Origin of the sequence: Mycobacterium talmoniae, from assembly GCF_001854525.1 — a bacterium.
Taxonomy (GTDB): domain Bacteria; phylum Actinomycetota; class Actinomycetes; order Mycobacteriales; family Mycobacteriaceae; genus Mycobacterium; species Mycobacterium talmoniae.
In genome coordinates, this window is record NZ_MLQM01000069.1 from 1 (window position 1) to 23,800 (window position 23,800).

The window sequence follows — 23,800 nt, forward strand, 5'->3', positions numbered from 1 at the left end:
GCTGTTCGTCTGCGTGCAGTGCGGCTTCGAATACGACGAGGCCAAGGGCTGGCCCGAAGACGGCATCGCCCCGGGCACCCGCTGGGACGACATCCCCGAGGACTGGAGCTGCCCGGACTGCGGCGCCGCCAAATCCGACTTCGAGATGGTCGAAGTCGCCCGGCCGTGAGCCCCATCGGCGCCACAGCGGCTAGTGTCGCGCATGTGACCCGGGCAGACGATCCCAGCAAGCCGGCACGCGTGCCGTACGCGGAGGCGTCCCGGGCGTTGCTGCGCGACTCGGTGCTGGACGCCATGCGCGACCTGCTGCTCACCCGCGACTGGTCGGCGATCACGCTGGCCGATGTGGCCCGCGCCGCCGGGATCAGCCGACAAACCATCTACAACGAGTTCGGGTCCCGGCAGGGCCTGGCGCAGGGCTACGCGCTGCGGCTGGCCGATCGGTTGGTCGACGCGGTGGATACCGCCATTTACAACAATGTCGGCGACGTGTACGCCGCATTCCTGGAGGGTTTCCGGGCGTTTTTCACCGAGTCGGCGGCCGACCCGCTGGTGATCTCGCTGCTGACCGGGGTCGCCAAACCCGATCTGCTGCAGATCATCACCACCGACAGCGGCCCGATCATCACCCGCGCCTCGGACCGGCTGACGGCGACGTTCATGCACAGCTGGTTGCAGGCCAGCGAGGACGACGCCGGCATCCTGGCGCGGGCGATCGTGCGGCTGGCGATGAGTTATGTGTCGATGCCGCCGGAGGCCGACCACGACGTCGCGGCCGATTTGGCGCGACTGTTCACCCCGGCCGCCGAACGCTACGGATCGCTGCGCGACGACGTGGACGAGTGGGCCCGCGAAGACGCCGGGCCCTAGGCCGATCGACGCCGACTCACCCGGCAGTCGCGCCGGGGCTGCACCGCGACTAATGTATATGCGAGCTAACTAGTTGACGCGACGAAGGGGCCCCTATGACATTGACCGCGGACAACCGCAACGGCATCGAGTACAAGGTCGCCGACCTGTCGCTGGCCGAGTTCGGGCGCAAGGAGATCCGGCTGGCCGAACACGAGATGCCGGGTCTGATGTCGCTGCGGCGTGAGTACGCCGACGTCGCCCCGCTCAAGGGCGCCCGCATCTCGGGTTCGCTGCACATGACCGTGCAGACCGCGGTGCTGATCGAGACGCTGGTCAGCCTCGGTGCCGAGGTCCGGTGGGCGTCGTGCAACATCTTCTCCACCCAGGACCACGCCGCCGCCGCGGTCGTCGTCGGCCCGCACGGCACCCCCGAGGAGCCCAAGGGCACTGCCGTGTTCGCCTGGAAGGGCGAGACCCTCGAGGAGTACTGGTGGGCGGCCGAGCAGGCGCTGACCTGGGAGGGCGAGCCGGCCAACATGATCCTCGACGACGGCGGCGACGCCACCATGATGGTGCTGCGCGGCGCGCAGTACGAGAAGGCCGGCGTGGTGCCGCCCGCCGAGGACGACGACCCCGAAGAGTGGAAGATCTTCCTGGGCCGGCTGCGGGAGCGGTTCGAAACCGACAAGACCAAGTGGACGACGATCTCCGAGTCGGTGCGCGGCGTCACCGAGGAGACCACCACCGGGGTGCTGCGGCTGTACCAGTTCGCCGCCGCCGGCGAGCTCAGCTTCCCGGCCATCAACGTCAACGACTCGGTGACCAAGTCCAAGTTCGACAACAAGTACGGCTGTCGGCACTCGCTGATCGACGGCATCAACCGCGGCACCGACGTGCTGATCGGCGGCAAGAAGGCGCTGGTCTGCGGCTACGGTGACGTCGGCAAGGGCTGCGCGGAATCGCTGGCCGGCCAGGGCGCCCGGGTCACCGTCACCGAGATCGACCCGATCAACGCCCTGCAGGCCCTGATGGACGGCTACGACGTCAAGACCGTCGAGCAGGCCATCGAGGAGGCCGACATCGTCGTCACCACCACCGGCAACAAGGACATCATCACCCTCGAGCACATGAAGGCGATGAAGGACCAGGCCATCCTGGGCAACATCGGCCACTTCGACAACGAGATTCAGATGGCCCGGCTGGAGAAATCCGGGGCCACCCGCGACACCATCAAGCCGCAGGTCGACCAGTGGACCTTCGGCGACACCGGCAAGTCGATCATCGTGCTGAGCGAGGGCCGGCTGCTCAACCTGGGCAACGCCACCGGGCACCCGTCGTTCGTGATGAGCAACAGCTTCTCCAACCAGGTGATCGCCCAGATCGAGCTGTGGACCAAAAACGACGAATACGACAACGAGGTGTACCGGCTGCCCAAGCACCTCGACGAGAAGGTGGCCCGCATCCACGTCACCGCGCTCGGCGGCACGCTGACCAAGCTGACCAAGGACCAGGCCGAATACATCGGCGTCGACGTCGAGGGCCCGTACAAGGCCGACCACTACCGCTACTGAGCCGCGGTTTTGCCGCCGAGATCGACGTTAGCGTGAAGAAGTGCGAGTAGACCGCGCGGAAATGTCGATCTCGGCGGGCACAGGCCCGTGCTGATCGCGATCGAGGGCGTCGACGGCGCCGGCAAACGCACCCTGTCCGACGGGCTGGCCGCGGCGTGGCGGGCCGGCGGGCACTCGGTCGCGACGTTGGCGTTCCCGCGCTACGGGGCCTCGGTGACCGCCGACGTCGCCGCCGAAGCCCTGCACGGCGAGCACGGCGACCTGGCCGCCTCGGTGTACGGCATGGCGATGCTGTTCGCGCTGGACCGGGCCGCGGCCCGGGAACAGATCGCCGGCCTGCAGGGTGACCATGACGTGGTGATCCTGGACCGCTACGTGGCCTCCAACGCCGCCTACAGCGCCGCGCGGCTGCATCAGGACGCCGACGGCGCGGTGGTGGAGTGGGTGCGTCGGCTCGAATACCAGCGCCTCGAGTTGCCCAGCCCCGACTGGCAGGTGCTGCTCGACGTCTCGCCCGAACTTGCCGGGCAGCGGGCGAAGCACCGCGAAAGCCAGGACGCGCTGCGCGCCCGGGACAGCTACGAACGCGATGACGGGCTGCAGCGCCGGACCGGCGCGGTGTACCGGGGGCTGGCCGAACGCGGCTTCGGCGGCCGCTGGCAGGTGGTCGGCGGCGACGTCGACGCGGCCGCGCTGGCCGCCACGCTGGGTTCCTAAAGCGTGTCGAACAATAGGGTGGGGTCGAGTCTGCGTGGCAGTGGGGCAATTTGGCTGAGGTAGGGGAAGTCCTCGTGTGCTTCGGGGGTGAGTTCGTATTGGCGGGTCGGTGCGCTGGCAGTGGTTGATCCAGCCGTTGGTGTGTTCGACGACGCAGGGCCGTGGCTGGACGCGGAACCTGTTGGCGGGTTTCCGTCCAGACACCGCCTCGACGCTGATCGCGCCTCGGGCCGCGGCCTCGTGCGGCAGGTGGCGCCGCGCGCAGCCGGTGCGCAGCACATACAGCTCAGCGTTGAGGTATTCGGGCCACCGCTGCGGCGGGCACGGTCGGCCACCATGCGGATGATCGGCCACGATGAACCGGGCCACACGCGCCCATGCGGTGTCGGACAGGTCGGAGGCATACCGCCGCCGGGGCGGCCAGAGGTCACATGAACGCCGATCCTGACGACGGCCTCTGACACCCCAGGCGTGGTCAGCGGTGCTTGTCGGTGCCCTGTGCGATGCTGCGGTAGATGGCCCGGCACACGACGTTCAAGTTCTGCCTCGACCCCACCGTCGAGCAGGAAGTGGTGCTGTCCCGGCATGCCGGGGCGGCCCGCTTCGCGTTCAATCAGTGCCTGCGGATCGTCAAAACCGCACTCACCGACCGGAAGGCCAACCCGGACATCGAGGTTCCATGGACCGGTTTCGACCTGATCAACACCTTCAACGGGTGGAAGAAGACCGAAGACGCTGGCCGGGTGTTGACCGTCGATACCACCGGAGTGGCGACCCCGGTGGTGACAGGTCTGGCGTGGCGCACCGAGGTGTGTCAGCAGGTGTTTGAGGAAGCCGCCGTCGACCTCGGCAAGGGCTTGAAAGCCTGGTCGGACTCGCGGTGTGGGAAACGTAAAGGTAAGCGGGTCGGCTTCCCGCGGTTCAAGAAGAAAACCACGTCGGTGCCGTCGTTTCGGCTGCGCAACAAGCGCACCAAGGCCGGGCGGGCAGCGATCCGCATCGGTGATGGTGTCCGACCGCGGTCGGTCACCTTGCCCGTCATCGGCCAGATCGCAGTACACGACGACACTCGCCGACTGCGACGCATGCTCACCACAGGCCGGGCGAAAATCCTGTTTGCCACCGTCACCGGCCACGGGGGCCGGTGGTGGGTATCGCTGAACGTCGAAGCCGCCGACCTGCACCCCGACCGCCAGCACCATCCCGACGAGGATGGCGGCTGGGTGGGGGTGGACCGGGGCTTGTCGGCATTCCTGGTCGCCGCTACTGCTGACGGCACCGAGGTGGCCCGCATCACCGACGCGCCAAAAGCACTCGCAACTGGCATGGCTAAACAGCGTCGATTGGCGAAATCGTTGTCCCGCAAGAAGAAAGGATCACACAACCGTAAGGATGCTGCCGCCAGGCTGGGGCGGCATCACCACCGCGTCGCAGGCGTGCGCCGCCATTTCCTGCACCAGGTGACTGGCGAGCTGGTCAAGACCCACGACCGGATCGTCATCGAGAACCTGAACGTGGCCGGAATGCTGGCCAACCACCGCCTAGCCCGCGCGATTTCTGATGCCGGCTGGTCAGAATTCGCTCGCCTGTTGAAGTACAAGCAGGCGTGGAGCAGCGGCCAGCTCGTCGAAGCCGACCGCTGGTACCCCTCGACCCGCCTATGCCCCGAATGCGGGGTCATCGACAGTGCGATGACGCTGGCCGATCGGGTGTTCACTTGCGGGTGCGGGCATACCGCCGACAGAGACACCAACGCGGCGCGGAACCTGGCCCCCTGGGGCCACACCCATCACGACCTCCACCGAACCCCGGACCCCCAAGCAGGAGGCCGGGCCACCAACGCCCGCCGACGGGACGGCTCTGACCAACACCCTCGTGTTGGTGAAACCAGCCCGCACGACGCGGGAATCGACGTTCACACCGCACCAGCCGCCTGAACCGACGACGCCCGAGAAGGGCGGGGCCGAACACCCACCAGAGTCGTTCGACACGCTTTAGCACGAAACACGCGCGTGGTGCCCACGTTTTGTCCCGATCTGGTGACACCATGGACACCATGAGGCAAAGGATTCTTGTCGTCGACGACGACGCGTCGCTGGCCGAGATGCTCACCATCGTGCTGCGCGGCGAGGGTTTCGACACCGCGGTCATCGGCGACGGCACCCAGGCGCTCACCGCGGTGCGCGAGCTGCGTCCCGACCTGGTGTTGTTGGATCTGATGCTGCCCGGCATGAACGGCATCGACGTGTGCCGGGTGCTGCGGGCGGACTCCGGCATCCCGATTGTCATGCTGACCGCCAAGACCGACACCGTCGACGTGGTGCTCGGGCTGGAGTCGGGGGCCGACGACTACATCATGAAGCCGTTCAAACCCAAGGAGCTGGTGGCGCGGGTGCGGGCGCGGTTGCGGCGCAACGACGACGAACCCGCCGAGCTGCTGTCGATCGCCGACGTGGACATCGACGTGCCGGCCCACAAGGTCACCCGCCAAGGCGAGCAGATTTCGCTGACCCCGCTGGAATTCGACCTGCTGGTGGCGCTGGCACGCAAACCCCGGCAGGTGTTTACTCGTGATGTGCTGCTCGAACAGGTGTGGGGCTACCGGCACCCCGCCGACACCCGGTTGGTGAATGTGCACGTGCAGCGGTTGCGGGCCAAGGTGGAGAAGGACCCGGAAAACCCGACCGTGGTGCTGACCGTTCGAGGAGTGGGTTACAAGGCCGGACCTCCGTGATCCGCCCCGACGAGGATGCGGAGGAACGGCGCCGATGATCTTCGGCTCGCGGCGACGCATTCGAGGTCGCTGGGGGCGTTCCGGTCCGCTGTTGCACGGCATGAACGCGTTGACGCGCGCCGTGGCCGTCGCGTGGCGTCGCTCGCTGCAGCTGCGGGTGGTGGTGTTGACGCTGGGGCTGTCGCTGGCCGTGATCCTGGTGCTCGGCTTCGTGCTGACCAGCCAGGTCACCAACCGGGTGCTCGACATCAAGGTCCGGGCGGCCACCGAGCAGATCCAGCGGGCCCGCACCACCGTCAGCGGCATCGTCGGCGGTGAGGAGGCCCGCTCGCTGGATTCCAGCCTGCAGCTGGCCCGCAACACCTTGACCTCGAAAACCGACCCGACCTCGTCGGTCGGGCCGGCCGGGGCCTTCGACGCGGTGCTGGTGGTGCCCGGCGACGGCCCGCGGGCGGCGACCGCGGCCGGACCCATCGACCAGGTGCCCGGCTCGCTGCGCGACTTCGTCAAGGCCGGCCAGGTCAGCTACCAGTACGCGACCGTGCACTCCGACGGGTTCTCCGGGCCGGCGCTGATCATCGGCACCCCGACGCTGTCCAAGGTCAGCAACCTGGAGCTGTACCTGATCTTCCCGCTGGGCAACGAGGAAAGCACGATCAAGCTGGTGCGCGGCACCATGGCCACCGGCGGGCTGGTGCTGCTGGTGCTGCTGGCCGGGATCGCGCTGCTGGTGTCGCGGCAGGTGGTGCTGCCGGTGCGGTCGGCGTCGCGGATCGCCGAACGGTTCGCCGAGGGGCACCTGTCCGAGCGGATGCCGGTGCGCGGCGAGGACGACATGGCCCGGCTGGCGGTGTCGTTCAACGACATGGCCGAAAGCCTGTCCCGGCAGATCGAACAGCTGGAGGAATTCGGCAACCTGCAGCGCCGGTTCACCTCCGACGTCAGCCACGAGCTGCGCACCCCGCTGACCACCGTGCGGATGGCCGCCGACCTGATCTACGACCACATCGAGGACCTCGACCCGGCGCTGGCCCGCTCCACCGAGCTGATGGTCAGCGAGCTGGACCGGTTCGAGACGCTGCTCAACGACCTGCTGGAGATCTCCCGGCACGACGCCGGGGTGGCCGAGTTGTCGGTGGAGGCCGTCGATCTGCGGTCCACGGTGCGCAGCGCGCTGGACAACGTCGGGCACCTGGCCGACGAGGCCGAGATCACGTTGCAGGTGGACATGCCCGAGGACGAGGTGATCGCCGAGGTCGACCCGCGCCGGGTGGAGCGCATCCTGCGCAACCTGATCGCCAACGCCATCGACCACGCCGAACACAAGCCGGTGCGGATCCGGATGGCCGCCGACGAGGACACCGTCGCGGTCACCGTGCGCGACTACGGGGTGGGGCTGCGGCCGGGCGAGGAGAAGCTGGTGTTCAGCCGGTTCTGGCGCTCCGACCCGTCCCGGGTGCGCCGCTCCGGGGGCACCGGTCTGGGGTTGGCGATCAGCGTCGAGGACGCCCGGCTGCACCAGGGCCGGTTGGAGGCGTGGGGCGAGCCCGGCAACGGCGCCTGCTTCCGGTTGACGCTGCCACTGGTGCGCGGCCACAAGGTCACCACCAGCCCGCTGCCGATGAAACCGATTGCGCCCGAGGCGAAGCGGCGCGGCCGCCAGCACGAGCCCGCGGAGAGGAGCGGATGATGCGGCGCGCTCTGATGGCGCTGGCCTGCGTCCTGGCCGCGGTGCTGGCCGGCTGCGCGGGGGTGCCCAGCTCGTCGGCGCCGCAGGCCATCGGCACCGTGGAGCGCCCGGCGCCGTCGAACCTGCCCAAACCGACCCCGGGCATGGACCCCGACCTGCTGCTGCGCGAATTCCTCAAGGCCACCGCCGATCCGGCCAACCGGCACCTGGCGGCCCGGCAATTCCTCACCCAGTCGGCCTCCGACGCCTGGGACGACGCCGGTAGCGCGATGCTCGTCGACAACGTGGTGTTCGTCGAAACCCGCAGCGCCGACCGGGTGTCGGTGGCCATGCGCGCCGACATCCTGGGGTCGCTGTCCGATATGGGGGTGTTCGAGACCGGGGCGGGCCAGCTACCCGATCCCGGCCCGATCGAGCTGGTCAAAACCTCCGGCGGCTGGCGGATCGACCGGCTGCCCAACGGGGTGTTTTTGGACTGGCAGCAATTCCAGGCCACCTACAAACGGCACACCCTGTACTTCGCCGACCCCACCGGCAAGACGGTGGTGCCCGATCCGCGCTACGTCGCGGTGTCCGACCCCGATCAGCTGCCCACCGAGCTGGTGTCCAAGCTGATCGCCGGGCCACGCCCGGAGATGGCCAACACGGTGCGCAACCTGCTGGCCGGGCCGCTGCGGCTGCGCGGGCCGGTGACCCGCGCCGACGGCGGCTCCAGCGGCATCGGCCGCGGCTACGGCGGGGCGCGCATCGACCTGGAGAACTTGTCGACCACCGATCCGCACAGCCGGCAACTGCTTGCCGCGCAGATCATCTGGACGTTGGCCCGCGCCGATATCAAGGCGCCGTATGTGATCAACGCCGACGGCGCCGCCCTCGACGACCGGTTCTCCGACGGCTGGACCACCTCCGATGTCGCGGCCACCGACCCGGGCGCGGCCGACGGCGCCGCCGCCGGGGTGCACGCCCTGGTGGGCGGCTCGCTGGTCGCGTTGGACGGCAAGCGGTCCACCACGGTGCCCGGGGCGTTCGGCCGGGCGACCGACCAGGTGTCGGCGGCGCTGTCGCACACCGGGCGCCAGGTGGCCTCGGTGGTGGTGGCCCGCCCGGGCGCACCCGATATGGCGGCGTCGCTGTGGATCGGGGACCTCGGCGGGGAGGCGGTGCAGGCCGCCGACGGGCACACCGTCTCGCGCCCCAGCTGGTCGTTGGACGACGCGGTGTGGGTGGTGGTGGACGGCAACAATGTGCTGCGCGCCATCCAAGAACCGGCGTCGGGGCAGCCGGCCCGGATCCCGGTGGATTCCGGGGCGGTGCTTGCCCGGTTCCCCGGGCCGATCACCGACCTGCAACTGTCCCGGGACGGCACCCGGGCCGCGATGGTCATCGAGGGCCAGGTGATCCTGGCCAGCGTCGAGCAAAACAAGGCCGGCCAGTTCGCGCTGACCTACCCGCGCCGGCTGGGTTTCGGGCTGGGCACCTCGGTGGTGTCGCTGTCCTGGCGCACCGGCGACGACATCGTGGTCAGCCGCACCGATGCCGCGCACCCGGTGTCCTACGTGAACATCGACGGCGTCAACTCCGACGCCGCCGGCGGCAACCTGCAGCTGCCGGTGACCGCGATCGCCGCCAACCCGTCGACGGTGTACGTCGCCGACCCGCGCGGGGTGCTGCAGCTGTCCAGCTCGGCCGACGCCAAACAGGGCTGGTCGCCGGTGGGCCCGTTCATGGTGCCCGGGGCGGTGCCGGTGCTGCCGGGCTGATTGTCACACCCCGCCGCCACACTGGCCTCATGCTCGATCTGGCCCTACCGCTGGTCTGCGGCGGGTGCGGGGCGCCGTCGACCCGGTGGTGCGCCGCCTGCGCCGCCGAGCTGACCGTCGAACCGGGCCGGCCGCACCTGGTCACCCCGCGCCTGGACCCGGGGGTGCCGGTGTTCGCGTTGGGTCGCTACGCCGGCGCGCGCCGGGCCGCGATCGTGGCCGTCAAGGAACGCGGCCGCGCCGACCTGGTCGCCCCGCTGGCCCGGGCGCTGGCGACCGGGCTGCACCGGTTGCTCAGCTGGGGCATGGTCGAGCCGCCGCTGACCCTGGTGCCGGCGCCGACGCGGCGTTTCGCGGCCCGCCGCCGCGGCGGTGACCCGGTCACCCGCATCGCGCGGACCGCGGTGGCCGACCACCCGGGCGTCGTCGTGGTGCCCGCGCTGCGGATGAGGGCGCTGGTCCGGGACTCGGTGGGGTTGGGCAGCGCCGCCCGGGAACGCAACATCGCCGGGCGGGTAGCGCGGCGGCGACGGACCCCGATCGGCACCGAGATTTTGGTGGTCGACGACATCGTCACCACCGGGGCGACCGCCGCCGAATCGGTCCGGATCCTGCGGGCGGATGGGGCCCGGGTGGCCGGTGTGCTGGTGATCGCGGCCGCGTAAATTGCCGCCGCGTCAACCGCGTGAAGAACTCGCAACGGGTCTGCGAAAGTAGTGGCACAGACCGGTGAACACGGGCTACCGTCGGGGTCAAGCACCCGTCTGACGGCGGCGACTCTCCGGTAGGAGGTGAGTCTTCGACATCTCGTAGCGGTTTCCGCATGACAACCCCAACACGCCCCGTGCGTGCGACGTGATGAAGAAACGAGTGTGGAGTATGGCAAGCCAATTCGTGGATACCAGCCCAGTGTCGACCGACACCGACGACCAGGCCGAACCGACGCTTCGCGCCGACGTCGTGGTCAAGGGCCGCAACGTCGAGATCCCCGATCACTTCCGTATCTACGTTTCGCAGAAGCTGTCCCGCCTGGAACGATTAGACCGCTCCGTTTACCTCTTCGACGTCGAACTCAAACACGCCCGCAACCGACGCCAGCGCAAGTCCTGCCAGCAGGTGGAGATCACCGCCCGGGGCCGCGGGCCGGTGGTGCGTGGTGAGGCCCGCGCCGACAGCTTCTACGCGGCGTTCGAGGCCGCCGTCGACCGGCTGGAAAGCCGGCTGCGCCGTGGCAACGATCGCCGCAAGGTGCACTACGGCGACAAGAGGCCGGTCTCGGTGTTCGAGGCCACCGCCGCCACCGCGGCGCCGGAGCCGTCGCCGAGCGCCTGGGACGTCGACGCCACCCGGCCGCATCAGCGTGACGGCGTCGAGGTGGACACCGCGTTCGACGGCACCGACCGGGAGCCGGGGCGGATCGTGCGGACCAAGGAGCACGCCGCGGTGCCGATGTCGGTCGACGACGCGCTCTACGAGATGGAGCTGGTGGGTCACGACTTCTTCTTGTTCTTCGACAAGGAGAGCGAGCGGCCGTCGGTGGTCTACCGCCGGCACGGCTACGACTACGGGCTGATCCGGTTGGCCTGACGAACGGCGGCGACCCGCGGCGCCCGGCGGCGCCGCCCGCGTGATCGCCGCTGCGGCGGCTATCTCCAGTTCGTCGCCTACGATGGGGGACGCTAAAAGACTCCGATCCGTAGGGGACAAGCTGTGCTGAGCAAGTTGCTGCGCCTTGGCGAAGGTCGCATGGTCAAGCGCCTCAAACGCGTCGCCGACTATGTCAACACCTTGTCCGACGACGTGGAGAAGCTGACCGACGCCGAGCTGCGCGCCAAAACCGACGAGTTCAAAAAGCGGCTCGGCGACGGGGAATCCCTCGACGACCTGCTGCCCGAGGCGTTCGCGGTGGCCCGCGAAGCGGCGTGGCGGGTGCTCAACCAGCGCCCGTTCGACGTGCAGGTGATGGGTGCCGGGGCGCTGCACTTCGGCAACGTCGCCGAGATGAAGACCGGTGAGGGCAAAACCCTGACCTGTGTGCTGCCCGCCTACCTCAACGCGCTGGCCGGGGACGGCGTGCACGTCGTCACCGTCAACGACTACCTGGCCAAACGCGACAGCGAGTGGATGGGCCGGGTGCACCGCTTCCTCGGCCTGGAGGTCGGGGTGATCCTGTCCGGCATGACCCCCGACGAGCGGCGGGTCGCCTACAACGCCGACATCACCTACGGCACCAACAACGAGTTCGGCTTCGACTACCTGCGCGACAACATGGCGCATTCGCTGGAAGACCTGGTACAACGCGGCCACAACTTCGCGATCGTCGACGAGGTCGACTCGATCCTGATCGACGAGGCCCGCACCCCGCTGATCATCTCCGGGCCCGCCGACGGCGGCTCGAACTGGTACACCGAGTTCGCCCGGCTGGCGCCGCTGATGGAGAAGGACACCCACTACGAGGTCGACCTGCGCAAGCGCACCGTCGGCGTGCACGAGCTGGGGGTGGAGTTCGTCGAGGATCAGCTGGGCATCGACAACCTGTACGAGGCCGCCAACTCGCCGCTGGTCAGCTACCTCAACAACGCGCTGAAGGCCAAGGAGCTGTTCCAGCGCGACAAGGACTACATCGTCCGCGACGGCGAGGTGCTCATCGTCGACGAGTTCACCGGCCGGGTGCTGATCGGGCGGCGCTACAACGAGGGCATGCACCAGGCCATCGAGGCCAAGGAGCACGTCGAGATCAAGGCCGAGAACCAGACGCTGGCCACCATCACCCTGCAGAACTACTTCCGGCTCTACGACAAGCTGGCCGGCATGACCGGCACCGCCCAAACCGAGGCCGCCGAGCTGCACGAGATCTACAAGCTGGGCGTGGTGTCGATTCCGACCAACAAGCCGATGGTCCGCACCGACCAGTCCGACCTGATCTACAAGACCGAGGAGGCCAAGTACCTCGCGGTCGTCGACGACGTCGCCGAACGCTACGAGAAGGGCCAGCCGGTGCTGATCGGCACCACCAGCGTGGAGCGCTCGGAGTATCTGTCCCGGCAGTTCCAGAAGCGGCGCATCCCGCACAACGTGCTCAACGCCAAGTACCACGAGCAGGAGGCCGGCATCATCGCCGAGGCCGGCCGGCGCGGCGCGATCACGGTGGCCACCAACATGGCCGGTCGCGGCACCGACATCGTGCTGGGCGGTAACCCCGACTTCCTGGCCGACAAGCGGCTGCGCCAACAGGGCCTGGACCCGGTGGAAACCGCCGACGAGTACGAGGCCGCCTGGCACGAGGTGCTGCCGCAGGTCAAGGCCGAGGCCGCCGACGAGGCCAAGGAGGTCGTCGAGGCCGGCGGGCTGTACGTGCTGGGCACCGAGCGGCACGAGTCGCGGCGCATCGACAACCAGCTGCGCGGGCGCTCCGGCCGCCAGGGCGATCCCGGCGAATCCCGGTTCTACCTGTCGCTGGGCGACGAGTTGATGCGCCGCTTCAACGGCGCGGCGCTGGAAGCGTTGCTGACCCGGCTCAACCTGCCCGACGATGTGCCGATCGAGGCCAAGATGGTGACCCGGGCCATCAAGAGCGCCCAAACCCAGGTCGAGCAGCAGAACTTCGAGGTCAGAAAGAACGTCCTCAAATACGACGAGGTGATGAACCAGCAGCGCAAGGTCATCTACGCCGAGCGCCGCCGGATCCTGGAGGGGGAGAACCTGCGGGAGCAGGCCCTCGACATGCTGCGCGACGTGATCACCGCCTACGTCAACGGCGCCACCGCCGAGGGCTACGCCGAGGACTGGGACCTCGACGCGCTGTGGACCGCGCTCAAGACGCTGTACCCGGTCGGCATCGACCACAAGGACCTGCTGGACTCCACCGAGATCGGCGAGCCCGGGGAGCTGACCCGCGAGGAACTGCTCGATGCGCTGATCGAGGACGCCGAACGCGCCTACGCCGCGCGGGAGGCCGAGCTCGAGGAGCTGGCCGGGGACGGCGCCATGCGCCAGCTGGAGCGCAGCGTGCTGCTCAACGTCATCGACCGCAAGTGGCGCGAGCACCTCTACGAGATGGATTACCTCAAGGAGGGCATCGGGCTGCGCGCGATGGCCCAGCGCGACCCCCTGGTGGAATACCAGCGGGAGGGTTACGACATGTTCATCGGCATGCTCGACGGGCTCAAGGAGGAGTCGGTCGGCTTCCTGTTCAACGTGTCCGTGGAGGCCGCGCCGGCGCCGGCGGTGGCCCCGGTGGAGTCGCCCGAGTCGTTGACGGAGTTCGCCGCGGCCGCCGCGGCCAGCGCCCAGCAGCGAGTCCCGGCCGCCGCGGCCGCCGGCGGCGAATCCCGGCCCGCGGCACCGCAGGCGTTGCGCGCCAAGGGCATCGACGACGACGCGGGGCGGGCCCTGACGTATTCGGGTCCCGCCGAGGACGGGTCGGCCCAGGTGCAGCGGGGCAACGGCCAGGGCCGGCAGTCCGCCGCGACCGGCGGCACCCGGCGCGAGCGCCGCGAGGCGGCGCGCCGGCAGGGCCGCGGCCCCAAGCAGCCCAAGTCCACCAAGAAGCGGTAACCGGCGCTAGCCGATGTGCAGGGCAACCACCCGCCACCGGGTGTCGTCGTCGGGGGCGGGTTCGACCCGGCAGGCGACGGCGTGCGTCCGCGGACCCCGGGTGTAGCTGCCGAATACCTCCACCGCGCCCGGCGGGTCGTCGGGCCCCACCGGCTGCAGCCGCAGCCGCCGCAGCGTCGCCGCACCGCCGGCGCCGACCACCGCCGGACGCATGGACAACACGGCGTCCACCAGCGACGCGGTCAGCAGCGGACGCAGTTGGGCGGCCGGGCGACGCCGGTCGACGACCTCCAGGACCCGGCGCAGTGCGGTGGCGGCGAACACGCCGGCGGCCCGCAGCGCCGGTGAGAGCACCGCGGCCGGGGGATGGTGCGGGCTGCGCACCCGGCGCCGCGGCGGGCACGACGGGCGACCGTGCGGCACCGCCCGCGGCGGCGGTTCGTAGTCGACGACGGGAACGACGGCGAGGGTGGGGCGGTTGTTGGGCACGTCAACTCTCCAGATCGAATACACCGGCGGGCCTGCTGGAGAGTGGCAGAACGCTGCGGTCATCATCGCACAGCGGGCGGATTTGTGTGTACCTGCGCTGCGCGGCGGCCAGTGCGCCGGTTACGGTGGGCGGGTTAGCTTTTCCAGCCCGCGACGGGCCGAACGAGCCAGGGAGGACGGGCCGCGATGGTGACCCGGTTGTCCGCGTCGGACGCGTCCTTCTACCGGCTGGAGAACACCGCCACGCCGATGTACGTGGGGGCGCTGTCGATCCTGCGGCGGCCGCGCGCCGGGTTGAGCTACGAAAAGTTGCTGGCCACCGTGGAGGAGCGGCTCCCGCAGATACCGCGCTACCGGCAAAAGGTCCGGGAAGTGACCATGGGGCTGGCCCGGCCGGTGTGGATCGACGACCGCGACTTCGACATCACCTACCACGTGCGCCGCTCGGCGCTGCCGTCGCCGGGCAGCGACGAGCAGCTGCACGGCCTGATCGCCCGGCTGGCGCAGCAGCCGCTGGACAAGTCGCGGCCGCTGTGGGAGATGTATCTGGTCGAGGGGTTGGCCAACAACCGGCTGGCGCTCTACACCAAATCGCACCAGGCGCTGGTCAACGGCATGTCGGCGCTGGAGATCGGCCACGTCATGGTCGACCGGGTGCAGCATCCGCCCCCGTTCGGGGAGGACATCTGGATTCCCCGACGCGAACCGGGCACCGCGGAACTGGTCGTTGGTGCGGTCGCGGATTGGGTGGCGCGGCCGGTCGCCTCGGTCGGGATGGCCCGGTCGGTGCTCAGCGACGTCGCCACCAACGCCGGCTACCTGGCCGACATGGGCCGCAACGTGGCCAATCTGGCGCGGACCGTGGTGCGCGGCACCGCTCCCAGCAGCCCACTGAACACCACCGTGACGCGCAGCCGCCGGTTCACCGTGTGCCGGGCCGCGCTCACCGACTACCGCGCCGTGCACGTTCGGTACCGCTGCACGGTCAACGATGTGGTGCTGGCGGTGGTGGCCGGGGCGCTGCGCAACTGGCTGCTGTCCCGCGGCGAGCCGGTGGCGCCGACGGCGACGGTGCGGGCGATGGCGCCGCTGTCGGTCTACCCCGACGGCAGTGTCGACCCGCCCGGCCAGGGCCAGGCCATCAGCGCGGTGACGCCGCTGCTGGTCGACCTGCCGGTGGGGGAGCCCAACGCGGTGATCCGGCTGTCCCAGATCGCCCACGCCACCGAAGCGCATTCGGCGTCGGGCACCGCGGTCGACGCGCGCACCATCATCACCCTGTCCGGGTTTGCGCCGTCCACCCTGCACGCGATGGGCACCCGGGTGGCCACCACCTACTCCGCGCGGGTGTTCAATCTGTTGATGACCAATGTGCCCGGCCCGCAGGCGCAGATGTACATCGCCGGCACGAAACTGCTCGAAACCTATGCCGTGCCCCCGCTGCTGTACAACCAGGTGCTGGCCATCGGGGTGACGTCCTACAACGGGATGGTGTATTTCGGGATCAACGCCGACCGGCAAGCGATGAGCGACGTCGACATGCTGCCGGCGCTGCTGGCCGAATCGCTGGACGAGTTGCTGGAGGCCGCGAAGTGAGCGGGGCCAAGCTCGCCAAAGACGTGTACGAAGCCGAGCTGTTCCGTCTGCAAACCGAATTCGTCCGGCTGCAGGAGTGGGTGCGCGACACCGGCGCCCGCATCGTGGTGGTCTTCGAGGGCCGCGACGCCGCCGGCAAGGGCGGAACGATCAAACGCATCACCGAATATCTGAGTCCGCGGGTGGTGCGGATCGCGGCGCTGCCGGCACCCACCGAGCGGGAACGCGGGCAGTGGTACTACCAGCGCTACGTCGAGCGGCTGCCGACCCGCGGGGAAATGGTGCTCTTCGACCGGTCCTGGTACAACCGCGCCGGTGTCGAGAAGGTGATGGGGTTTTGCACCCCGGCCGAGCATGCGCTGTTTTTGCGGCAGACCCCGCTGTTCGAGCAGATGCTCATCGAGGACGGGATCGTGCTGCGCAAGTACTGGTTCTCGGTGTCCGACGAGGAGCAGCTGCGCCGGTTCCGCAAGCGGCGCAAGGACCCGGTCCGGCAGTGGAAGCTCAGCCCGATGGACCTGGAGTCCATCTACCGGTGGGAGGACTACTCGCGGGCCAAGGACGAGATGATGGAACACACCGACATCCCGGCCAGCCCGTGGTACGTGGTGGAATCCGACATCAAGCGGCATGCCCGGCTGAACATGATGGCGCACCTGCTGGCCAGCATCGACTACCACCCGGTCCCGCAACCCGCCGTGGAGCTGCCCAAACGGGTGGTGGCCAGCGGCACCTATCACCGTCCGCCGCGGGAGCGCTACCACTATGTCGACGACCACGTGGCCACATTGCTGGGTGATCGGGAGTAGCCGGTTAAGGTCAGCTGATGCGGGTCTACATCCCGGCGACGCTGGCGATGCTGCAGCAACTGGTCGCCGACGGTTCGTTGCGGCCGGTCAGCGGCACCGCGTTCGCGGTGACGCCCCGACTGCGCGAGGCGTATGCGCACGGTGACGACGAGGAACTCGCCGAGGTCGCGCTGCGCGAGGCGGCGCTGGCGTCGTTGCGGCTGTTGGCCACCGAGGGCACCGAACCGGCCGCGCTGCCGACCCGCCGGGCGGTGCTGGTCGCCGACATCGAAGGGGTCACCGCCCGCCCCGACCTCGACGACGCCGTGGTGCGGCTGGCGGGACCGGTGGCGCTGGACAACGTGGTCGCGACCTATGTGGACAACGCCGCCGCCGAACCCGCGGTGGCCGCGGCCGTGGCCGTCATCGACGAAGCCGATCTCGGCGACGAGGACGCCGAACTGACCGTCGGCGACGCCCAGGACCACGACCTGGCCTGGTATGCCACCCAGGAGCTGCCGTTCCTGCTGGAACTGCTCTGACCGGCGCCGCGCTGTTCGTTGATTCTGCGCCCACCAGGTGGGCTACTCGCACTTCTGCGTGGTGTGCGCAGAGTGAACGCGCCCGGACCAACCGGCCCGCGCGCCGGATACGGTACCGTAGGTTACGGTAGCGTAGGTTGTTGACGTTGTCCGGGGAGCCGGGTGGTGAGCAGGAGCTTCTAGTGGGCAAGAAATACATGAAAATTACCGCCAACGTGGGCGATACCCGACGCCCCAGCATCGCGGGCGCCGACCGGCACCCGGGCTGGAATGCGTTGCGCAGCATCGCGGCCCGGATCACCACGCCGCTGCTGCCCGACGACTACCTGCAGCTGGCCAACCCGTTGTGGTCGGCGCGCGAGTTGCGGGGCCGGGTGCTGGAGGTCCGCCGGGAAACCGAGGATTCCGCCACGCTGGTGATCAAGCCCGGCTGGGGCTTTAGCTTCGACTACCAGCCCGGCCAGTACATCGGCATCGGTGTGCTGGTCGACGGCCGGTGGCGGTGGCGGTCGTACTCGCTGACCTCCACCCCGGTCACCGGGGCGCGCACGGTGACCATCACTGTCAAAGCCATGCCGGAGGGATTCTTGTCCAGCCACCTGGTGGCCGGCCTGGCTCGCGGCACCATCGTGCGATTGGCCGCGCCGCAGGGCAATTTCGTGCTGCCCGACCCGGCGCCGCCGGCGGTGCTGTTCATCACCGGCGGGTCCGGGATCACCCCGGTGATGTCGATGTTGCGCACGCTGGTCCGCCGCGGCCAGGTCACCGACATCGTGCACCTGCATTCGGCGCCGACGGCCGACGAGGTCATGTTCGGCGCCGAGCTCGCCGACCTGGCCCGCGACCACCCCGGCTACCGGCTGCAACTGCGCACCACCCGCAGTCACGGCCGGCTGGACTTGAGCCGGATGGACGCCCTGGACGCGGCGGTGCCGGATTGGCGGCAGCGGCAGACCTGGGCGTGCGGACCCGGGGCGATGTTGAACGACGTCGAGCGACTGTGGGCGGCCGCCGGCCTGGATGACCGGTTGCACCTGGAGCGGTTCGCGCTGGCTCGGGTGGACACCAAGGGCCGTCCCGGCGGCACGGTGACCTTCCAGCGCAGCGACCGCAGCGTGGTCGCCGACGCGGCGACCTCGCTGATGGACGCCGGGGAGCAGGTGGGGGTGCAGATGCCGTTCGGCTGCCGGATGGGGATCTGCCAGTCGTGCGTGGTCGACCTCGTCGAGGGCCACGTCCGCGACCTGCGCAACGGGGCCGAACACGAACCGGGCAGCCGGATCCAAACCTGCGTCTCGGCCGCGTCCGGCGATTGTGTACTCGACATCTAGGGGCTACCCACTGGTAACCTACGGTGTCGTAGGTTACGCTAACGTAGGTTCACGGGTCGGGAGACTGGGAAGGCAGGATTAGTGGCGATCACTGACGTCGAAGTATTCGCGCATCTGACCGACGCCGATGTGGAGAACCTGGCCGCCGAACTCGACGCCATCCGTCGCGATATCGAGGACTCGCGCGGTGCGCGGGATGCGCGCTACATCCGCCGCACCATCGCCGCGCAGCGGGGCCTTGAGCTGGCCGGTCGGCTGTTGCTGGCGGCCAGTTCCCGGCGGACCGCCTGGTGGGCGGGCACGGTGACGTTGGGCGTGGCCAAGATCATCGAGAACATGGAGATCGGCCACAACGTCATGCACGGCCAGTGGGACTGGATGAACGACCCGGAGATCCACTCCAGCAGCTGGGAGTGGGACATGAGCGGGGCGTCCAAGCATTGGCGGTTCACCCACAACTTCCAGCACCACAAGTTCACCAACATCCTGGGCATGGACGACGATGTGGGCTACGGGCTGCTGCGCGTCACCCGCGATCAGCCGTGGAAGCGGTTCAACCTGCTCAACCTGGTGTTCAACACCATGTTGGCGATCGGGTTCGAATGGGGAGTTGCGTTGCAGCACTTGGAGATCGGCAAGATCTTCAAGGGCCGCTCGGACCGGGAGGCCACCCTGGTGCGGCTGCGGGAGTTCTCCGGTAAGGCCGGCCGGCAGCTGCTCAAGGACTATGTCGCGTTCCCGGCGCTGACCGCGCTGTCGCCGGGGGCGACGTACAGGTCCACGGCGACGGCCAACGCGATAGCCAACGTGATCCGTAACGTGTGGTCCAACGCGATCATCTTCTGCGGCCATTTCCCGGACGGCGCCGAGAAATTCACCAAGACCGACATGATCGGCGAGTCCAAGGGGCAGTGGTACCTGCGGCAAATGTTGGGCAGCGCCAACATCGACGCCGGGCCGGCGATGCGGTTCATGAGCGGCAGCCTGTCGCACCAGATCGAGCACCACCTGTTCCCCGACCTGCCGAGCAACCGGTATGCCGAGGTCGCGGTGCGGGTGCGGGAGGTCTGTGACAAATACGACCTGCCCTACACCAGCGGGCCGTTCCTGGTGCAGTACGCCAAGACCTGGCGCACCATCGCCAAACTGTCGCTGCCGGATAAGTTCCTGCGCGACACCGTCGACGACGCCCCGGAGACCCGCAGCGAAAAGATGTTCGCGGCCCTGGGCGAGGGGTTCGCGGCGGCGGATCCGGTCACCGGGCGCCGGCGCGGGCTCAAGAGCGCGATCGCCGCGGTGCGGGAGTGGCGGTCCTCTCGCGGCACTTCTCGCGCGAGCGTGCGTGTCCCCGGTCGACACGCCGTGCAGAACCCCGATTCTGCGCACGCTCGCGAGGGCGAGGCTCCTGACGCTGCGTAGCATCGCCGCATGCGCATCGCCGTCATCGGGCCCGGTGGAATCGGCAGTACCTTCGCGTTCCAACTCGCCAACGCCGGTCACCAGATAACGGTCGTTGCCCGCGGCGCTCGACTCGACCAGTTGCGGTGTGACGGTGCGATCGTCACCGCCGACGGCGAGCGGGCGGCCGTTGTCCGGTACCGGCGTTCGTTGGCGGGGCTGCTGTGGAGTCTGACGCGCTCGAACGCGTTTCGACGGGCCGTGGCGATGGGCCCGGCCGCCGAAGCGCGCGCCCTGATTGATCAGATGAGTGCCGCGTGGCCGGGCCACACGCCAGCGCTGCTGGCCATCAGGCCCTGAGCGCGCCCGAGCGTGCGCAGAATCGGTGTTTCACGCGGCGTGTCGGCCGGGGACACGCACGCTCGCGGGGAGACGGGACCTAGGCCTCGGTCAACGCGGCCAGCAGCCGCCGGGCCGCGGCCACCCGCCGGGCGGCCGGGCCGCTGAGCGTATCCAGCGCGCATTCCGGGTCGGCCGGCGGGCCCAGATGCCCGCAGCCGCGCGGACATTCGGCGATCGCCTCGGCCAGATCGGAGAACGCCATCAGCACATCGTCGGGCTCGATGTGGGCCAACCCGAACGAGCGGACCCCCGGGGTGTCGATCACCCACCCGCCGTCGCGCAGCGGCAGCGCCACCGACTGGGTCGAGATATGCCGCCCCTTGCCGACGCCGGAAACGTCACCGGTGGCCCGACCGGCGTCGGGCACCAGGCGATTCACCAAGGTGGATTTGCCGACCCCGGAATGCCCGAGCAACACGGTGATCTGGCCGACCAGCAGATCGGCCACCGCCGCCAGCGGATCGTCGCGGCCGGCGGTGACCACGGTGAGGTCCAGGCCGGTGAACTGCTCGGCGAACGGCTCCGGCGGGGCCAGGTCGGTTTTGGTCAGGCACAGGATCGGGGTAAGCCCGCCGGCGTAGGCGGCGATCAGCGCCCGGTCCACCAGCCCGCTGCGCGGCGGCGGGTCGGCCAGCGCGACGACGATCAACAGTTGGTCGGCGTTGGCGACCACCACCCGCTCGGTGGGGTCGGTGTCATCGGCGGTGCGGCGCAACACCGTTCGGCGGGTTGCCCGCCGCACGATGCGGGCCAGCGTGTCCGGGCGCCCGGTCAGGTCCCCGACCAGGTCGACGTCGTCGCCGACGACGATCGGGGTCCGGCCCAGTTCGCGGGCCCGCATCGCGGTGACCGGGTGCCGCGGGTCGCGCCCCAGCGCGCAGGTCCAGCGGCCCCGGTCGACGCCGACGACCATGGCGGCCTTGGCGTCGGCGTGCTCGGGGCGGGTCTTGGTCCGCGGCCGGGTGCGCCGGCCCGCGCGGATCTTGACGTCGGATTCGTCGTAGTCGCCGGGTCTCAATCGTCGCGCCCTTGACCGGCCAGCATCTCGGCCCACAGCCGCGGAAACTCCGGCAGCGTCTTGGCGGTGCTGCCGATATCGTCCACCCGCACGCCGTCGACCCGCAGCCCGACGATCGCGCCGGCGGTGGCCATCCGGTGATCGGCGTAGGCGTGCCAGACCCCGCCGTGCAGCGGTGTCGCGGTGATCACCAGGCCGTCCGGGGTTTCGGCGCAGTCGCCGCCCAGCCGGTTGATCTCGGTGCGCAGCGCGGCCAGCCGGTCGGTCTCGTGGCCGCGCAGGTGCGCGATCCCGGTCAGCCGGGACACCGACCCGGGGGTGGCCAGCGCCGCCAGCGCGGCCACCGTCGGGGTGAGTTCACCGACATCGCGCAGGTCGACGTCGAAGCCCTCATAGTCTCGCGAGCCGCTCACCTCGAGATACGAGTTCGATTGCGACACCACGGTGTTCAGCCGACGCAGAATGCCCAGGATGGCGTCGGTGGGTTGGACGCCGGCGGTGGGCCAGCCGGTGATGCTCACGGTGCCGCCGGTGACCACGGCGGCGGCCAAAAACGGCAGCGCGTTGGACACGTCGGCTTCGATCTCCCAGCGCCGGGCCGCCACCGCACCGGGCGCCACCCGCCACCGGTTGGGGACGGTGTCGTCGACGTCGACGCCGGCCTGCCGCAGCATCGTCACGGTCATGGCGATATGCGGCGCCGACGGCAGGGCCGCCCCGGTGTGCTGCACGGTCAGCCCCTCGGTCAGCGCCGCACCGGATAGCAGCAGCCCGGAGACGAACTGCGACGACGCCGACGCGTCGATGGCCACCGTGCCGCCGCTGACCGCGCCGGTGCCGCGCACGGTAAACGGCAGGCTGGTGCCGTCGATGTCGACGCCGAGGACTCCCAGCGCCTCCAGCAGCGGCGTGATCGGCCGGGTCCTGGCCTGCTCGTCACCGTCGAACTCCACCACCGCCTTCCCCAGCGCGGCCAGCGGCGGCACGAACCGCAGCACGGTGCCGGCCAGCCCACAGTCCACCCGGGCGCCCGGTGCCGGGGAGATCGCGCCGCCGACGGTCAGCTCGGCCTCGTCCTCGGCCAGCCGCAAACCCAGGGTGCGCAGCGCGCCGACCATCAGGTCGGTGTCGCGGCTGCGCAGCCCCCCGACGATGGTGGAGTCGCCCTGACCCTGCGCGGCCGCCAGCGCCGCGAGTACCAGCGCCCGGTTGGTCTGCGATTTCGAGCCGGGCACGGTGACCGTGGCGGTAATCGGGGACGACGTGGACGGGGCCGGCCAGGTGCTCACCGCTCCATCCTGCCCTGTCGGCTGCTTCTGCCACCATGGAGACATGTGCGGACGGTTCGCGGTGACCACCGACCCGGCGCTGCTGGCCGAGAAGATCCAGGCCATCGACGAAGCCACCGGCACGGCCGGCTCCGAGCGGGCCGGCGGCCCGAACTACAACGTGGCGCCCACCTCGACGATCGCGGCCGTGGTCGCCCGGCATAGCGAGCCCGACGACGAGCCGACCCGGCGGGTGCGGTTGATGCGCTGGGGGCTGGTGCCGCCGTGGGTGAAGGCGGGCCCCAACGGGGCGCCGGACTCCGGGCCGCTGCTGATCAACGCCCGCGCCGACAAGGTCACCACCTCGCCGGCGTTTCGGTCGGCCGCCAAATCCAAACGCTGCCTGATTCCGATGGACGGCTACTACGAATGGCGGGTCAACCCGGACACCCCCGCCGGCAAGAAGGCCGGTAAGACGCCGTTTTACCTGCATCGCGCCGACGGCGAGCTGCTGTTCATGGCGGGGCTGTGGTCGGTGTGGAAAGGCCCGGAGGGCGCCAAACCGCTGCTGAGTTGCACGATCATCACCACCGACGCGGTCGGGGAGCTGGCCGAGATTCACGACCGGATGCCGTTGGTGGTGCCCGAAAGCGACTGGGACACCTGGCTGGACCCGGACGCGCCGGCCGATGCGGCGCTGCTGGGCAGCCCCCCCGACGTGCGGGGCTTGGCGCTGCGTGAGGTGTCCACCCTGGTCAACAGCGTGCGCAATAACGGCCCCGAGCTGATCGAGCCGGCCCGGCCGCAGGCCGAGCAGGCCACCCTGCTGTAGCGGGCTTACCGGTTCCGAATCGGCGGGTATCCACGGCAAAAGTCCCCGAAACCACGGTGTTTCGGGGACTTTTGAGTCTGCAGGCGCTAGACCCGGGCGACTTCGACCATCTCGAAGTCGGATTTGGCGGCGCCGCAGTCCGGGCAGCTCCAGTCCTCGGGGATGTCGTCCCAGCGGGTGCCGGGCGCGATGCCGTCTTCGGGCCAGCCCTTGGCTTCGTCGTATTCGAAGCCGCACTGCACACAGATGAACAAT

22 protein-coding genes are annotated in these 23,800 nt (G+C 69.6%); 18 read left to right on the forward strand and 4 right to left on the reverse strand.

Annotated elements, in window-relative coordinates; all coding sequences use genetic code 11:
* Window position 1 precedes the first annotated feature (1 nt).
* The 11 genes from BKN37_RS13975 to secA all read left to right on the forward strand — a co-directional run bounded on the left by BKN37_RS13975 (window position 2) and on the right by secA (window position 13,881).
* Window positions 2-169, forward strand: a complete 168-nt coding sequence (locus BKN37_RS13975) for a rubredoxin (RefSeq protein WP_083341779.1) — start codon at window positions 2-4, stop codon at window positions 167-169.
* 35 nt (window positions 170-204) lie between these two features.
* Window positions 205-870 (forward strand): TetR/AcrR family transcriptional regulator, encoded by a 666-nt coding sequence (locus tag BKN37_RS13980; protein ID WP_242657250.1) that lies wholly within the window; start codon window positions 205-207, stop codon window positions 868-870.
* Window positions 871-965: 95 nt separating this feature from the next.
* Window positions 966-2,423, forward strand: a complete 1,458-nt coding sequence (ahcY, locus tag BKN37_RS13985; RefSeq protein ID WP_071026800.1) for an adenosylhomocysteinase — start codon at window positions 966-968, stop codon at window positions 2,421-2,423.
* Between the two features lie 87 nt (window positions 2,424-2,510).
* The gene (locus BKN37_RS13990) at window positions 2,511-3,140 is read left to right on the forward strand and encodes a dTMP kinase (RefSeq protein ID WP_071026802.1); all 630 of its coding nucleotides are present in this window, start codon (window positions 2,511-2,513) and stop codon (window positions 3,138-3,140) included.
* Between the two features lie 515 nt (window positions 3,141-3,655).
* A complete protein-coding gene (locus BKN37_RS13995; protein ID WP_071026805.1) occupies window positions 3,656-5,077 on the forward strand; it encodes an RNA-guided endonuclease TnpB family protein in 1,422 nt (473 codons plus the stop codon).
* Between the two features lie 110 nt (window positions 5,078-5,187).
* Window positions 5,188-5,874 carry a two-component system response regulator MtrA gene (gene mtrA, locus BKN37_RS14000; RefSeq protein WP_071026807.1) on the forward strand — a complete coding sequence of 229 codons (687 nt, stop codon included), beginning with the start codon at window positions 5,188-5,190 and terminating at the stop codon, window positions 5,872-5,874.
* A gap of 34 nt (window positions 5,875-5,908) precedes the next feature.
* On the forward strand, window positions 5,909-7,564 hold the full coding sequence (mtrB, locus tag BKN37_RS14005; protein ID WP_071026809.1) for an MtrAB system histidine kinase MtrB: 1,656 nt from the start codon (window positions 5,909-5,911) through the stop codon (window positions 7,562-7,564).
* Window positions 7,561-9,324, forward strand: a complete 1,764-nt coding sequence (lpqB, locus tag BKN37_RS14010; RefSeq protein ID WP_071026812.1) for an MtrAB system accessory lipoprotein LpqB — start codon at window positions 7,561-7,563, stop codon at window positions 9,322-9,324. The genes mtrB and lpqB overlap by 4 nt, the downstream gene beginning before the upstream one ends.
* Window positions 9,325-9,353: 29 nt before the next feature.
* A complete protein-coding gene (locus tag BKN37_RS14015) occupies window positions 9,354-9,989 on the forward strand; it encodes a ComF family protein (protein ID WP_071026814.1) in 636 nt (211 codons plus the stop codon).
* 214 nt (window positions 9,990-10,203) lie between these two features.
* Window positions 10,204-10,911, forward strand: a complete 708-nt coding sequence (gene hpf / locus BKN37_RS14020; RefSeq protein WP_071026816.1) for a ribosome hibernation-promoting factor, HPF/YfiA family — start codon at window positions 10,204-10,206, stop codon at window positions 10,909-10,911.
* A 123-nt stretch (window positions 10,912-11,034) separates the two neighbouring features.
* Window positions 11,035-13,881, forward strand: coding sequence for a preprotein translocase subunit SecA (gene secA, locus BKN37_RS14025; protein ID WP_071026819.1), 2,847 nt, complete (start codon window positions 11,035-11,037; stop codon window positions 13,879-13,881).
* Window positions 13,882-13,887: 6 nt separating this feature from the next.
* On the opposite strand, the gene BKN37_RS14030 is transcribed toward secA, so the two are convergent.
* Window positions 13,888-14,370, reverse strand: a complete 483-nt coding sequence (locus BKN37_RS14030) for an Rv3235 family protein (RefSeq protein ID WP_071026821.1) — start codon at window positions 14,368-14,370, stop codon at window positions 13,888-13,890.
* Between the two features lie 186 nt (window positions 14,371-14,556).
* Between BKN37_RS14030 and BKN37_RS14035 the strand changes: the two genes are divergently transcribed.
* The 6 genes from BKN37_RS14035 (at window position 14,557) to BKN37_RS29560 (ending at window position 20,385) form a co-directional block, all read left to right on the forward strand.
* Window positions 14,557-15,966 (forward strand): WS/DGAT/MGAT family O-acyltransferase, encoded by a 1,410-nt coding sequence (locus BKN37_RS14035; RefSeq protein WP_071026823.1) that lies wholly within the window; start codon window positions 14,557-14,559, stop codon window positions 15,964-15,966.
* The gene (gene ppk2 / locus BKN37_RS14040) at window positions 15,933-16,775 is read left to right on the forward strand and encodes a polyphosphate kinase 2 (RefSeq protein ID WP_083341783.1); all 843 of its coding nucleotides are present in this window, start codon (window positions 15,933-15,935) and stop codon (window positions 16,773-16,775) included. The genes BKN37_RS14035 and ppk2 overlap by 34 nt, the downstream gene beginning before the upstream one ends.
* A gap of 14 nt (window positions 16,776-16,789) precedes the next feature.
* Window positions 16,790-17,296, forward strand: coding sequence for a DUF6912 family protein (locus BKN37_RS14045; protein WP_095407085.1), 507 nt, complete (start codon window positions 16,790-16,792; stop codon window positions 17,294-17,296).
* Between the two features lie 197 nt (window positions 17,297-17,493).
* A complete protein-coding gene (locus BKN37_RS14050; RefSeq protein WP_423212793.1) occupies window positions 17,494-18,627 on the forward strand; it encodes a ferredoxin reductase in 1,134 nt (377 codons plus the stop codon).
* Window positions 18,628-18,708: 81 nt separating this feature from the next.
* On the forward strand, window positions 18,709-20,046 hold the full coding sequence (locus tag BKN37_RS14055; protein ID WP_083341780.1) for a fatty acid desaturase family protein: 1,338 nt from the start codon (window positions 18,709-18,711) through the stop codon (window positions 20,044-20,046).
* A gap of 9 nt (window positions 20,047-20,055) precedes the next feature.
* Complete coding sequence (locus tag BKN37_RS29560; protein WP_071026832.1) at window positions 20,056-20,385, forward strand: ketopantoate reductase family protein; 330 nt, start codon at window positions 20,056-20,058, stop codon at window positions 20,383-20,385.
* 79 nt (window positions 20,386-20,464) lie between these two features.
* Here the strand turns inward: BKN37_RS29560 and rsgA are convergent, their stop codons facing one another.
* Together rsgA and aroA are read right to left on the reverse strand one after the other, a co-directional pair.
* Entirely contained in the window at window positions 20,465-21,445 is a 981-nt protein-coding gene (gene rsgA, locus BKN37_RS14065; RefSeq protein WP_071026833.1) for a ribosome small subunit-dependent GTPase A, read from the reverse strand.
* Window positions 21,442-22,734, reverse strand: coding sequence for a 3-phosphoshikimate 1-carboxyvinyltransferase (gene aroA / locus BKN37_RS14070; RefSeq protein WP_071026835.1), 1,293 nt, complete (start codon window positions 22,732-22,734; stop codon window positions 21,442-21,444). The genes rsgA and aroA overlap by 4 nt, the downstream gene beginning before the upstream one ends.
* A 43-nt stretch (window positions 22,735-22,777) precedes the next feature.
* Here aroA and BKN37_RS14075 point away from each other — a divergent pair, with 43 nt between their 5' ends.
* Window positions 22,778-23,545, forward strand: a complete 768-nt coding sequence (locus tag BKN37_RS14075; protein WP_071026838.1) for an SOS response-associated peptidase — start codon at window positions 22,778-22,780, stop codon at window positions 23,543-23,545.
* 86 nt (window positions 23,546-23,631) lie between these two features.
* Here the strand turns inward: BKN37_RS14075 and BKN37_RS14080 are convergent, their stop codons facing one another.
* Window positions 23,632-23,799, reverse strand: a complete 168-nt coding sequence (locus BKN37_RS14080; RefSeq protein WP_242657251.1) for a rubredoxin — start codon at window positions 23,797-23,799, stop codon at window positions 23,632-23,634.
* Window position 23,800: the final 1 nt, after the last annotated feature.

Coding starts and splice junctions, on each gene's coding strand:
- ahcY (WP_071026800.1), top strand. CDS start 966: ATGACATTGACCGCGGACAACCGCAACGGCATCGAGTACAAGGTCGCC.
- BKN37_RS13995 (WP_071026805.1), top strand. CDS start 3,656: ATGGCCCGGCACACGACGTTCAAGTTCTGCCTCGACCCCACCGTCGAG.
- mtrA (WP_071026807.1), top strand. CDS start 5,188: ATGGACACCATGAGGCAAAGGATTCTTGTCGTCGACGACGACGCGTCG.
- mtrB (WP_071026809.1), top strand. CDS start 5,909: ATGATCTTCGGCTCGCGGCGACGCATTCGAGGTCGCTGGGGGCGTTCC.
- lpqB (WP_071026812.1), top strand. CDS start 7,561: ATGATGCGGCGCGCTCTGATGGCGCTGGCCTGCGTCCTGGCCGCGGTG.
- BKN37_RS14015 (WP_071026814.1), top strand. CDS start 9,354: ATGCTCGATCTGGCCCTACCGCTGGTCTGCGGCGGGTGCGGGGCGCCG.
- hpf (WP_071026816.1), top strand. CDS start 10,204: ATGGCAAGCCAATTCGTGGATACCAGCCCAGTGTCGACCGACACCGAC.
- BKN37_RS14035 (WP_071026823.1), top strand. CDS start 14,557: ATGGTGACCCGGTTGTCCGCGTCGGACGCGTCCTTCTACCGGCTGGAG.
- BKN37_RS14050 (WP_423212793.1), top strand. CDS start 17,494: ATGAAAATTACCGCCAACGTGGGCGATACCCGACGCCCCAGCATCGCG.
- BKN37_RS29560 (WP_071026832.1), top strand. CDS start 20,056: ATGCGCATCGCCGTCATCGGGCCCGGTGGAATCGGCAGTACCTTCGCG.
- BKN37_RS14075 (WP_071026838.1), top strand. CDS start 22,778: ATGTGCGGACGGTTCGCGGTGACCACCGACCCGGCGCTGCTGGCCGAG.